Source organism: Nitrosococcus watsonii C-113 (assembly GCF_000143085.1).
Taxonomy (GTDB): Bacteria; Pseudomonadota; Gammaproteobacteria; order Nitrosococcales; family Nitrosococcaceae; genus Nitrosococcus; species Nitrosococcus watsonii.
In genome coordinates this window covers 1,117,818-1,130,704 of record NC_014315.1, presented here as the reverse complement: position 1 = coordinate 1,130,704, position 12,887 = coordinate 1,117,818, and the positions used below count along the sequence as shown (strand labels likewise).

Genomic DNA, 12,887 nt, shown 5'->3' with positions numbered 1-12,887 from the left:
CCAGCAATGCCTCTGCTGACGGACGGCTACAGCAAAAATCAAGCTATCACCATATTTTTAGGACAAGAAACAATCCTAAAAGGAACGAAGAAAATAGCCTTGTTCAGTTCGATTTATTAGTTAAAGATTCTCCATCAAGCAATAAAGAGAGTTGGGCGGCTCTTTCTTCCAGCGAAAGCGCCTGTTCTAAGCGTTCAATTTCTTCCCGAAAGGCTTGAACGTCTTGAAAACGGCGGTAAACGGAAGCAAAACGGACATAAGCCACCTCATCCAGGTGGCGCAACTCATCCATGACCCACTCTCCAAGCACTTGGGAGTCGAATTCCCGCTCGCCGCTCGCCCGCAAGCGATGGACAATCCGACGAATGGCGGTCTCCACCGCCTCCGTGCTGATGGGACGTTTTTCCACCGCCCGCAGGATACCGGCCCGAAGCTTTTCTTCCTGAAAGGGTTCCCGCGTACCGTTGCGTTTGATTAATCGGGGCAAAACCAGTTCTGCAGCTTCATAAGTGGTAAAACGCTCGCCACAGCCTTGGCATGCCCGGCGGCGGCGGATAGCCTCCCCCTCATTTGCTAGACGGGAGTCGGTGACTTTGGTGTCTTCTGCCCCGCAGAATGGACAATGCATCCGCCTTTTTTAGCCTCTAGCCATAAACCGGGAAGCGGGCACAGAGAGCCAATACTTTCTCCTTGGTGTCCGCAATGATGGTCTCATTTTCAATATCGTCCAGCACATCACAAACCCATCCCGCCAATTCGCGAATCTCCGCTTCCTTAAAACCGCGCGTGGTCATGGCAGGGCTACCAATGCGAATACCGCTGGTTACAAACGGAGATTGGGGATCGTTAGGCACCGTGTTTTTATTTACGGTGATATTTGCTCGGCCCAACGCGGCATCCGCAGCCTTGCCGGTCAATCCCTTGGCGACGAGATCTACTAAAAACAAATGGCTATCAGTTCCACCGGAAACAATTTTATAGCCCCGAGACTGAATAGCCTCCGCCATCGCCTGGGCGTTGCGAATCACTTGCCGTTGATAATCCTTAAACGCCGGTTCCATGGCTTCTTTAAAGGCCACCGCCTTGGCCGCGACAATATGCATTAAAGGCCCTCCTTGAATACCCGGAAAGACCTTGGAATTGAGTTTTTTCTCAATTTCGGGGTTGGCTTTAGCCAAAATCAGCCCTGAACGTGGACCCCGTAATGTTTTATGAGTCGTGCTAGTCGTGACATCGGCGATTTGCACGGGGTTAGGATAAATCCCCGCGGCGATCATTCCAGCCAAATGGGCGATATCCGCTAGCAAATAGGCGCCTACTCCATCGGCAATTTCTCGGAAACGCTGCCAGTCAACTATACGGGAATAAGCGGTAAAGCCGGCGATAATCAGCTTGGGACGATGCGCCTTTGCTAGCTGCTCTACCTCATCGTAATCGATAAGTCCCGTATCTGCATTTACCCCAAACTGAACCGCGTTAAATATTTGGCCTGAGAAATTGACCTTGGCGCCGTGGGTGAGATGTCCGCCATGGGCAAGGCTCAATCCCATGAGGGTATCACCCGGCGCTAGCAAAGCCAGACAGGCAGCGGCATTTGCCTGAGATCCGGAATGGGGTTGGACATTGGCATAATCAGCCTCGAACAATATTTTAGCCCGTTCGATAGCTAACCGCTCCGCGACATCCACATACTCGCAGCCCCCATAATAACGCTTGCCAGGATAGCCTTCGGCATACTTGTTAGTCAGCACGGACCCTTGAGCTTCTAACACCCGAGGACTGACATAATTCTCCGAAGCAATTAATTCGATATGTTCCTCTTGCCGCCGTGCTTCATTGCTAAGAGCGGTCTCAAGTTCCTCATCATAACCGGCAATATGCATCTCTTTGCTATACATGGACTGTCCTAGTGCTGCAGTTTTTAGATAAAACCATTGATTATACAATAATACATAAACCTACAAACCAAATCGTTTGAACCAAGTACAGCGCGGCGGGATCTGGGAGCATGAAATTAAGGTCATTTTTTTCGTCGGTTCTAATTCCTATTGCAACGTTTTATAAGGGTCCTGGAGGTTAGCCAGCCTAAAGACTCAGATAATGGACACTGAACAAATTCTCCCGATCAGTCCAAACCCGCTGTGACTGGAACCCTGCCGAACTTGCCAATTGCTGAAATTCTTCAATATTGTATTTATAGGAATTCTCCGTATGGAGCGTTTCTCCCGCCTGGAATTGGAAGGTTTGATTACTCACCGTTACTGCTTGGTCTTTAAGGCTAACCAAGTGCATTTCCACCCGCCCCTTAGTCGAATTATAAAGAGCGTGATGCTCAAAGCCGGCTAGATCAAAATTTCCTTCCAGCTCCCGGTTAATGCGCTGCAATAGGTTTAAATTAAAAGCCGCCGTAATACCTTGGTTATCATTATAGGCGGCATTGAGTAGGGCGGCCTCTTTCTTTAAATCCACACCGATGAGCAAACCACTCCCCGGCCCTAGCAGGGCTGCTATCCGCGTCAGAAATTGGCGGGCTTCTTCAGGCTCGAAGTTGCCGATACTTGAGCCTGGAAAAAATCCTGCTTTAGGCTTTTCAGCAAACCCCCCGGGCAAACCCAAGGGCTGGCTATAATCCGCGCAGACAGCATGGATAGCCACCCCGGGATAGTCCCCGGCCAACTGCTTAGCGGACTGAAAAAGGTGCTCACGGGAAATATCAATGGGCAAATAGGCTGCTGGCTCCAAGGCATCGAGAAGGACGCGGATCTTAAGACTACTCCCGCTGCCAAACTCTACCAGCACGCTGCCCTCGCCTACATATTCCGCCATTTCCGCCCCATAGTGCTTAAGTAACCGGATTTCAGTGCGGGTAGGATAATACTCGGGCAATCGGCAGATAGCATCAAAGAGGCGGGAGCCCTTTTCATCGTAAAAATACTTAGGGGGAATCCGGCGCTGGCTTTGAGCTAATCCAGAGAGAACATCTTCCCGAAACCGCGCTTGCGCCGGCCGATAATCATGGAAAGCAGGTTCACCCCGCTTCTGCTTCTGGCTAGAGAGGACTGAATTCATACATCATCCGCTAGTCGAAGGCCCGTAAATTGCCAGCGGGCTTGGGGAGGAAAAAAATTGCGATAGGAGGCGCGCAAATGCTCAGATGAGCTGATGCAGGAGCCACCTCGTAAAACCATTTGATTGCACATAAATTTTCCATTGTATTCACCAATAGCTCCCTCGGTAGGCCGATAACCAGGATAGGGTGCATAGGGACTCCCAGTCCACTCCCAAACATCCCCAAACATTTGAACCGGGGTATGATCTGCTGGAGGCGCGGGTAAGGGCTGTAAGACCCCTGACTCCAAAAAATTCCCCCGGCATGGCAGTGCTCGCGCCCCAATTTCCCATTCAGCCTCCGTAGGTAATCGATAACCTGCCCAGCGGGCATAGGCGTCGGCTTCATAATAGCTCAGATGGCATACAGGAACCTCTTTCTGAATAGGTTGCATCCCATGGAGAGTCATGTGCCACCAACTTTCATCCTGCTGCTCCCAATACAATGGCGCTTGCCAGCCTTCTTGCCGCACCGTATACCAACCCTCAGAGAGCCAGTAGCGGGGTTCTCGATATCCTCCTGCCGCCATAAAGGCTAAGTATTCCCCATTGGTCACGAGGCGCGAAGCTAGGCGAAAATCGCGCAAGTAAACAAGGTGATTCGGACTTTCATTGTCGTAGGCAAAACCTTCCCCGGAATATCCCAAGGCATGCAGTCCACCCTTGTAGTCATACCATTCGAGGCTGCTATTCTTCCCTGCTTCCTTGAGTTGCGGGGTAGCCAACTCCTGGTAGACGGGACGGAGAGGGTTGGTGGCAAAGATATGTTTAAGATCAGTCAAGAGCAGTTCTTGGTGCTGCTGCTCATGATTAAGGCCTAATTCTATTAAGGGAGCAACGGCCGGCCACTTTTCCGCTTCCAAATTCTCTGCCAGGCGCTCCATGTTCTTGTCCACATGGTGGCGATAGGCATAGACCTCGGCTACCGTGGGACGGGATAATAGCCCCCGTTGCAGGCGAGGCCAAAACTGACCTACGGTCTCATAGTAAGAGTTGAATAAATAACCATAGGCCGGATGGAAAAATTGATAACCCTTGAGATTTGGGATCAAAATAAAGTTTTCAAAAAACCAACTGCTATGGGCTAAATGCCATTTGGGTGGACTGACATCCGGCATAGTCTGAATTACATAGTCCTCGTCCACCAAAGGCTGGCATAACGTCTCACTGAGTTGGCGTACCTGGCGGTAACGCCCCATAAGAATAAACCCTTCCTCTCTAGTATCCGGTACTATTTCTTTTAGCTCCACTGCATCCTGGCTCGGTATCATCGTTTTTCTCCCAGGCTATCATCCCACTGACTTATGAATAGGAGAGTGTAGTCTATGGTGTCCCAAGCCGCAAAACCGCCTCACCTTACCCCTATTGGAAGCTAGCCGCTATCTACTACTTACCTGCCCGGCTAGTGCCTGGGTCCTTACGCGCTACCTACCAAATATTAAAATGAAAATGAAGGGGGGCGGCGTCATCAAGTCTGAAAAAAACTCGGCTACTTACTGGCAAAAATAGCAGCCACCCAGAAAGCTTCCAAGGATCTCCGCATAGAACTACACTACTATAAAAAACTGCAACAACGTCTGGAGATTAAATACTCATCATTTTTTATCTTTCCCTGGCGTATGCAGAGACGAAGGAAAGAAAGCTACATTACTATCGGCATTCGTGGCTTCGGTAATTTTATTGATTCCCTCTTTGTCCACTTCATCAATACGCAAGATAGTATGAAGAGGAATATAAGTTCGTTTTACTCCAACGAACTCCGCTTTCAATTGCTCCTCGGAAGGATCAACAAGCACCGCCGATTTTTCGCCAAAGATGATTTCGCCAAGCTCAACAAAACCGTACATGGTGCTTTGCCCCACCTCTCGGGCAAAAAGCTCGTAAAGCTTACCTTGACTAATAAATTTGATTTTATAAACTCTTTTTTTAGCCACTAATCGCAATATCCCCAAATTTAAATGGCATTTTAATATCTGCGCTCACGTAGGTTTTTGCGCGTTACGTTTTTTGGCGACATTACTACAAACCAAACATATTTGCGAAATATCGCAGATGTTACCACTCATAAATGCCCAGAATAATTTCTGAAAAGATAGGCTTTTTCGCACCGTCCACACACCGATGCTACCAGCCTGCAACAAGCAAGCCTAGCGAGAACGCGAGGGAATCGGAATATATCTGTGTATTCCTTCAATGGTTACAAATCTATAATACTGACAGTACCAAATGCTATTATTTTAGTTGTCGAGGACATACACGGCAGATTTATGATAAGGTATCCAGAAGATGATTTTGGGGCTGATTTCGCAACTCCACCTACCAACTGCCCCCCTCTTAATCACCTATACTCACCATTACCATGAAAATAATTGCTCGACAAATAAGTACGATTTTTTCAATATTCAGCTAAGAAAGTCGATATAACAATGATAATTTCATTATTGAAATAGAGGTATACGAAAAGTATATGCAAGGCGTATTCCTTGATCAAGATACGCTCCACCCGGCCGACCTTGACTTTTCGCCCCTAGAAGCGATTATCCCGCAGTGGAAATACTATGGGACCAGTGCCACTACGAGCGAAATCATTGATCGTATCCGGCAAGCTACCATTGCTGTTACTAACAAAATTGCCCTGACTGGTTCAATCTTAAAGCAAGCCCCTCATTTACAATTGGTTTGCATCGCTGCAACGGGAACCAACAATGTAGACTTGGAGACGGCCCGCCGCCTAGGAATTGCTGTCTGCAATGTCCGAGGCTACTGTACTGCCTCTGTAGTGGAACATGTTTTCGCATTAATTTTAGCGCTTACCCGGCGCCTCGCCGCCACTAGTCACGCAGCAACCACAGGTGCTTGGCAGCATAGTCCTCATTTTACGGTACCGGACTTTCCGTGCCGGGAACTTGTAGGAAAAACCTTCGGGATTATAGGTTATGGTGAGCTAGGCCAGGCGGTCGCCCAAATCGCTAAGGCATTTGGGATGACTGTACTTATAGCACAACGACCGAATACCTCTAATAGGCCAGGTCGTATCCCCCTCAAAGACCTGCTTCCCCTGGTGGATATCCTTAGTCTCCATTGCCCCCTAACTCCGGAAACAACGGGTTTAATCGGCCCGGACGAATTGGCTTCAATGCGCTCCGATGCACTGCTCATTAACGCTGCCCGTGGCGGGATCGTAGACGAGCAGGCGCTCGCCGATGCCCTGCGCAAGGGGCAGCTCGGGGGTGCAGGAGTAGATGTATTGAGCCAAGAACCTCCCCGGCACGGCAATCCCTTATTAGCGCCAGATATTCCCAATTTGATTCTCACCCCCCACGTAGCCTGGAACAGCCGCGAGGCACGCCAGTACCTCCTTACCCAAGTCGCCAAAAATATTCGCGGTTTTCTCGCTGGCAAACCCTGTAATTTAGTCAGCTAGTAAGCGTTAATTTTCGGCTTTTGACAACCTATTCGATACTTTCCTCCCTACCTTTACGCCACTTAACGGACAGGGAAATAAATCGCCTAATATTGCTGTCAGAGGACCAAAAGTGGTGTCGGACTTCAAGCTATTTAAGATCAGAGTCAAAGGATTGCCAGTCAGTATACTACCGCCATCGGCAAAGATTGCCCCATAAAAATTGCTCCCAATAATAGGGCTAAAAACCCCCGCAGGGCAATCGAGAAGCCGAGTATCAAGGATTTTAGTGACAAAAACATCCATTGAACCCGCTAAGGCTGGTTGCAAAGGATTAAGGATGGGAAAATCCGAGGAGCGGGTAACCCCAGTGATATAGATCCCGCCCTCACCGCTCAGAGCAATGCCAGTACCGAAATCGGCACTACTACCGCCCCAATAAGTAGAAAACAGCAAAGCAGAGCCATCAGCGCTCAATTTCGAGACAAAGCTATCCCGGCAAAACCCATCGGAGCGCAAGGCGCAACTGGCCTGCAAGGGATGAATGGTGGGAAAGTCAAGCGACATGGTGCTTCCAGTTATATAAGCCTGGCCCCATCTGTTCACGGCAATGTCACCGAGCTTAAAACTCGGGAAAACACCTTCGCTTTCGCTTCCCCCTAAATAAGTGGCATAAACAAGGGAGTCCTCCCCTACTCGGGAAGGATCGATCTTAGCTACGAAGGCATCGCTAGGGAAATTAGGGAAAAGAAGCGTGCCTCCGCCAGCGAAATCAGGCTGCAGGGCATTTTTGGTAGGAAAATCATGGGCCAAGGTTTGTCCAAGAATATACGCTTGGCCCACCGCATCCACGGCGATCCCAATTGCGTAATCGGCACCTGCAGCGCCACCGAGCAAAGTCGAATACACAAGGGATGCCGCACCAGCAACGGTGGTGTCGATTTTAGCCATAAAGGCATCCCTAGAGCTGGCGGTAGTTCCCTGAAAACCATTTATTAGGGGAAAGTCGATGGCATTGGTCCATCCGGTTACATAAGCATTCTCCTCGCCATCCACAGCAATACCCCCGACCCCCTCAGAGCTAAAAAACGGTTCACGAGATGACCCTGCTATATCGGAACCACCCAGATAGGTGGAGTACAAAATACGCGATCCCTCCGCATTCAGCTTGGTCACGAAGACATCAAAGTTTCGTAAAGCCGTTTGCAACCCGTTGACCAGAGGAAAATTAGTCGAAGCAGTCGTTCCCGTTATATAAGCCTGGCCCTTGGTATCCACGGCAATATCTCTAGCATCATCGTTGCCATCGCCGCCAAGAAAAGTCGAATAAACCATGGCGCCGTCGGCGCCTAATTTAGTAACAAAAGCTGCAAGGCAGGCGCCAAACTGCTGATCAAGGAAACAATTGGGCTGCAAGGGGTTAAAAGTGGGAAAATCAAAGGAAGAAGTCCATCCCGTGATATAAGCATTCCCCTCAAGATCCACCGCGATGCCTCGGCCCCGTTCATCACAGCAGCCGCCAAGATAAGTGACATAAACAAGATGACTATCGGAGCTAAGTTTGGCAATAAAGGCATCACTAGAACCGTTATTAGCATGGCTAGGTTGGGGCTGAGCAGCGTTTAAAACAGGAAAACTTACCGAGCTGGTCCAGCCAGTCACATAGGCATGGCCTTCCGCATCCGCGGCGATACTACTGCCTATATCCACCAATTCCTTACCTCCCAAATAAGTGGAATAGCTCAACACCGGGTCGATAATCAGGGGCTTGTCGGTATCATAGGCTGCTACCTCAAACTTTACCTGGTGGCTTTCCCCAAGCACATAGCGACCGGCCACTTTCTGACGATTTCCGCCGATCGCTTGATAAATAAGCGGCTTTTTGAACCGTACCGGACCCCCTGTCGTCTCTATCACCAAATCCCCCTGGGCATTGACTTCCAGCTTGTCGGCTCCCTGGAAAGCCAGCCGGATAGTTTTGGGATCGGCGCCAGGAGCAACAATAAAATCATATTCCAGTTGCCGCGGATTGCCGTAATAGACCAGATCGATCCCTGGATACACTGACTCATATTTCACTTTGGCGTAGGTGGGGATACCGGTGCGCCATTGAGTTTGATCTTTTCCCCGGAAATAGTTGACTTTACCAGGCAACATTTCCAAACTAGAGACCTGCGGCATGGCATTAGCTTCCAGGAGCTGCATACGCAGGAACACACTGTTGGGGTTTTTGACACTTTTATGCACAGATTCTCCAGCAAGCTGTTGCAAAGCCAGCACCGCTTCGGTAGCGGTTAAAAAGAGCTGGTAGCCAGCACCCCGGGCAAAAAATTTAACTGCGGAATCAGTTTGCCCTTGGTTAAGCTCAAAACTCAGGGGCATTTGGCCGTAGGTGCTGGCGATGCTAGCTTGCGTTAAGGCAGATGGTATATTCTCTGCTGGCCGCTCATCAACAAGACCGCTGGCTGGCGAATCGTCCAAGGGGGCAGCGGTAGCGCTACCGAGCCAGACTATCACCACTGCCGTAATTAAGGCTTCCTTCATTAAGAGGACGATTTCAAATAAACTGAAATCTTCTTCTTGAGCATCCATATACTTATCCGTTTCCCAAAGTCATATAAAATAGATTTGGAATTTCGCTATGAATGATTTCAATTTTGTTCTTACAAAATCTCATCCGCCTGGAGAATTCGCGCTTCAACGGGTGCTTCGGGCTGGCCACGAGTTAGCGTGCATAACCCTCAGCCGGATATCACCATCACCCTCGCCGCCCATGGCCTACCGCCGGTAGAACGCCGCTCTTAGCAATGAGAAAATTAAAGAACTCTAGCGAGAGGTAAAGAATTTTCGCGCCCTATTGCAATCTCTCTCAATTTGCTGGCCCAAGGCAGCGAGAGATTCAAAGCGTTTTTCTGGGCGCAATTGGCGCAGGAAATCCACCTGAAGGTAACAACCATAAATATCCCTCTCAAAATCCAACAGATGGACTTCTAGGAGGGCACGATGGCCACCAATGGTAGGCCGCACACCCACATTAGCAACTCCCGGCAACGGTTTATAGTCTAGCCCATAAACCTCCACCGCAAAAACACCCGTAAGCGGTGTCCGGTGGCGCCGTAAGGCAATATTCGCCGTAGGGAACCCCAGCGTCCGGCCTCGTTTGTCACCTTGAATGACGCGCCCGCTCATACGATAGGGCCGTCCGAGGAGTTGCTCCGCCCTGCTTAAATTGCCCTGGGCTAGTGCTTGGCGGACGCGCGTACTACTGATCCGTGCTTTCTCCAGGCAGAGAGCGGGCATGGGAGCGACTTCAAAACCATAATATTTGCCCGCCCTTTGCAACAACGTCAAATTACCGCGGCGATCCCGCCCGAAACAAAAATCCTTCCCTGCAACGAGATAACGGAGGTTTAATTTTTCTACCAGCACTATACGGATAAAGTCAGTGGCTTCCATGCGTGCAAGGAGCGAGTTGAAGCGCAGACAAAGCATCCAATCTACTGGTTGAGCACGGAGGATTTCAAACTTTTCCCGAAATTGAGTCAACCTTGCCGGCGCCTTTGCAGGGGCAAGAAATTCACTAGGAGACGGTTCAAAAGTAATAAGCAGCGATGGCTGTTGAAGTTCCGCGGCTTTGGCGGCCAATTGACGCAGTACCGCCTGATGCCCCAAATGAAGCCCATCAAAGTTACCAATAGTGGCAACACCGCTTTGTTGGCAGGATTGCAAGTTGTATAAACCTCTAATGAGCTTGCTCATAGCCTCTGTCCGCAATTAGGTCTAAGCAGGATAGAATAGGAGTTACCATTTAGTTGACCCCTGAACCAGCCTACGTTAGGTTAGCAGGTTTTCCTCACAAGCCTTTCTTAAGTAATGCCGAAGCGTAATAAACTTGATTTCGAATCCGCCCTTGCCGAGCTAGAAACCCTAGTCTCACGTATGGAGCAGGGCGAAGTAAGTTTAGAAGAGTCTCTGCGTCTATACGAACGGGGTGTCAAACTGTCCCAGCTTTGCCAAGAAACGCTGCATGATGCTGAACAAAAAGTGCAAATTTTGCAGCAGAAACAGGAAAAAGAACAAATAAACGATTTTCCCAACGAGGAATAGCATGTCATCCACCGAGGATTGGGTCAACGCCTTACAGGCTCGTGTTGAGCAGGCGTTGGAAAAAACGCTCCCCCCGGCGAGCAAGCCACCAAAACGGTTACACGAGGCAATGCGTTACGCGGTCTTGGGAGGAGGCAAACGGCTTCGACCATTGTTAACCTATAGTGCGGGGATGGCCGTGGGAGTTGCTGAAGCGGCGCTGGATGCTCCTGCAAGCGCGGTAGAACTCATTCACGCCTACTCCCTAGTCCATGACGATCTACCCAGCATGGATAATGACGACTTACGGCGCGGCCAACCCACTTGCCACAAGGCTTTCGGCGAAACTACCGCTTTACTGGCGGGGGATGCGCTCCAAGCATTGGCTTTCCGCATACTGGCCGAACCTGCCTCTACTATTCCGGCCGAGAATCAAATCAATATGCTAAAATTATTGGCAGAAGCAGCGGGTTCCCGCGGAATGGCGGGAGGCCAGGCCATTGATCTGGATTCGGTAGGCATACAGCTAACACTTTCCGAGATGGAAACCATGCACCGGCTAAAAACCGGGGCGCTGATTCGCGCCAGTGTCCTATTGGGGGCTTGGTGTCAGCCAGCTATCACGCAAGATACAATAGAAAAACTTGACCATTTTGCTCAATGTATTGGATTAGCCTTCCAAATCCAGGACGATGTGCTTGATGTAGAGAGCGATACCGCTACCCTAGGTAAGCCTCAAGGTTCGGACAAGGCCCAAGATAAACCAACCTATCCCTCGCTGCTCGGCTTAATCCAAGCCAAGGCTAGAGCCCAAAGCTTGTTGGAGGATGCTCACCAAGCCTTACGGGCAATCGATGCCTCCACGGAACATTTGGAATGGTTAGCAGACTTTATCGTCAAACGCCGTCATTAATCACTTCTACTTTGCCAGCATGACGATGACCTAGTACAATATCCAGAGTTAACGATGGCAATCACATATACCCTTAAAATCCTTACCGATTTTTCCTCGGCCCACACTCTCCGCGATTATCCTGGGGAGTGCCGCCGTATGCACGGACACAATTGGAAACTAGAGGTGGAAGTCACTGCCCAAGCATTGGATCAGCAAGGTATGGTCATGGACTTTAAAGACATCAAGAAGAGTGCGCGCCAACTATGTGCTCAACTTGACCATCGTTACCTAAATGATATCTCCCCCTTTGACCGTATCAATCCCACCGCTGAAAATTTAGCAGCTTTTTTTTACCGTGGCCTAAGCCAACAGCTTAATAATGAACGGGCATGGGTAAGCGCTATTACCTTGTGGGAGACTGAACGTGCCTGCGTGCGTTATACAGAGGATCAATCACCATGAATCCAATTGTCCCAGCGGTAGACCACCCTATCGAAGACGTACAAGCAAAAACCGACAAACGGCAGATTGCCATCAACAAGGTGGGAATTAAAGATATTCGCCACCCTGTGCGAGTCAGCGACCGCAGCGGTGGGGAACAACATACCGTAGCGAGTTTCAATATGTATGTGGACTTACCCCACCATTTCAAAGGGACACACATGTCCCGCTTCGTGGAAATCCTAAATCAGCATGAGCACGAGATCACCGTGCGCTCCTTTAGGGAGATGTTGCGGGAGATGAGCCACCGCCTTCAAGCCGAGTCGGGGCACATTGAAATGGGGTTTCCCTACTTTGTAACTAAGCAGGCCCCTATTTCGAAGGTACAGAGCTTGATGGACTATCAAGTCACCTTCCTCGGTGAAATCAAGGAAGATAAGCCTCAAATAACAGTTAAAGTCGTGGTTCCCGTCACTAGTCTATGCCCCTGCTCCAAGCAAATCTCAGACTACGGCGCCCATAATCAACGCTCCCATGTAACCGTCGCTGTGCGGATAGAAGGCTTTATTTGGCTTGAAGATATTATTGATTTGGTAGAGGAGGAGGCTTCCTGCGAAATTTATGGCCTGCTCAAGCGGCCCGATGAGAAATATGTGACTGAGCGTGCTTACGATAACCCAAAGTTTGTAGAAGATATGGTGCGTGACGTGGCTGCACGTCTTAACCAAGATGATCGTATTTCCGCCTATAGAGTGGAGTCGGAAAATTTTGAATCCATTCATAATCATTCTGCCTATGCAATGATTGAACGGGAGAAGCAACTTAGTACTTAGCTTAATTTGCCATGAGCGAAAAATTTTTCATTTTAGCCTCTAAGCCACTCTCCTCTATCTTCCTGTCTGCTCAAGAACTCTCCCTCCTCCTAACGGGAAGAAGCATATTTTCTTGCTGGCC

General features: G+C 49.5%; 12 protein-coding genes. 5 read left to right on the top strand and 7 right to left on the bottom strand.

Annotation, left to right across the window (positions count from 1 at the left end):
• Window positions 1-103: 103 nt before the first annotated feature.
• The 5 genes from nrdR to NWAT_RS05260 form a co-directional block, all read right to left on the bottom strand.
• Entirely contained in the window at window positions 104-628 is a 525-nt protein-coding gene (gene nrdR, locus NWAT_RS05280; protein WP_013220110.1) for a transcriptional regulator NrdR, read from the bottom strand.
• Window positions 629-644: 16 nt separating this feature from the next.
• Window positions 645-1,898 (bottom strand): serine hydroxymethyltransferase, encoded by a 1,254-nt coding sequence (gene glyA / locus NWAT_RS05275; RefSeq protein ID WP_013220109.1) that lies wholly within the window; start codon window positions 1,896-1,898, stop codon window positions 645-647.
• Window positions 1,899-2,085: 187 nt separating this feature from the next.
• On the bottom strand, window positions 2,086-3,069 hold the full coding sequence (gene egtD, locus NWAT_RS05270; RefSeq protein ID WP_013220108.1) for an L-histidine N(alpha)-methyltransferase: 984 nt from the start codon (window positions 3,067-3,069) through the stop codon (window positions 2,086-2,088).
• Window positions 3,066-4,379 (bottom strand): ergothioneine biosynthesis protein EgtB, encoded by a 1,314-nt coding sequence (gene egtB, locus NWAT_RS05265; protein WP_013220107.1) that lies wholly within the window; start codon window positions 4,377-4,379, stop codon window positions 3,066-3,068. Before egtB ends, egtD begins: the two co-directional genes overlap by 4 nt.
• Before the next feature lie 324 nt (window positions 4,380-4,703).
• Window positions 4,704-5,042, bottom strand: a complete 339-nt coding sequence (locus NWAT_RS05260) for a DUF1820 family protein (RefSeq protein WP_013220106.1) — start codon at window positions 5,040-5,042, stop codon at window positions 4,704-4,706.
• Window positions 5,043-5,575: 533 nt separating this feature from the next.
• Between NWAT_RS05260 and NWAT_RS05255 the strand changes: the two genes are divergently transcribed.
• Window positions 5,576-6,532, top strand: a complete 957-nt coding sequence (locus tag NWAT_RS05255; protein ID WP_013220105.1) for a 2-hydroxyacid dehydrogenase — start codon at window positions 5,576-5,578, stop codon at window positions 6,530-6,532.
• Between the two features lie 6 nt (window positions 6,533-6,538).
• On the opposite strand, the gene NWAT_RS17285 is transcribed toward NWAT_RS05255, so the two are convergent.
• Window positions 6,539-9,103, bottom strand: a complete 2,565-nt coding sequence (locus tag NWAT_RS17285) for a DUF7948 domain-containing protein (protein WP_013220104.1) — start codon at window positions 9,101-9,103, stop codon at window positions 6,539-6,541.
• Window positions 9,104-9,337: 234 nt separating this feature from the next.
• Window positions 9,338-10,270 carry a bifunctional riboflavin kinase/FAD synthetase gene (gene ribF / locus NWAT_RS05245; RefSeq protein ID WP_013220103.1) on the bottom strand — a complete coding sequence of 311 codons (933 nt, stop codon included), beginning with the start codon at window positions 10,268-10,270 and terminating at the stop codon, window positions 9,338-9,340.
• A 114-nt stretch (window positions 10,271-10,384) separates the two neighbouring features.
• Between ribF and NWAT_RS05240 the strand changes: the two genes are divergently transcribed.
• Genes NWAT_RS05240 through folE2 form a run of 4 tightly spaced genes read left to right on the top strand, consistent with a single transcriptional unit; the run spans window position 10,385 to window position 12,766 of the window.
• Window positions 10,385-10,618, top strand: a complete 234-nt coding sequence (locus NWAT_RS05240; protein ID WP_013220102.1) for an exodeoxyribonuclease VII small subunit — start codon at window positions 10,385-10,387, stop codon at window positions 10,616-10,618.
• Window position 10,619: 1 nt separating this feature from the next.
• Entirely contained in the window at window positions 10,620-11,510 is an 891-nt protein-coding gene (gene ispA / locus NWAT_RS05235) for a (2E,6E)-farnesyl diphosphate synthase (RefSeq protein WP_013220101.1), read from the top strand.
• A 54-nt stretch (window positions 11,511-11,564) separates the two neighbouring features.
• Window positions 11,565-11,954: a 6-carboxytetrahydropterin synthase QueD gene (gene queD / locus NWAT_RS05230; protein WP_013220100.1), complete on the top strand. Its 390-nt coding sequence runs from the start codon at window positions 11,565-11,567 to the stop codon at window positions 11,952-11,954.
• Window positions 11,951-12,766 carry a GTP cyclohydrolase FolE2 gene (gene folE2 / locus NWAT_RS05225; protein ID WP_013220099.1) on the top strand — a complete coding sequence of 272 codons (816 nt, stop codon included), beginning with the start codon at window positions 11,951-11,953 and terminating at the stop codon, window positions 12,764-12,766. The genes queD and folE2 overlap by 4 nt, the downstream gene beginning before the upstream one ends.
• Window positions 12,767-12,887: the final 121 nt, after the last annotated feature.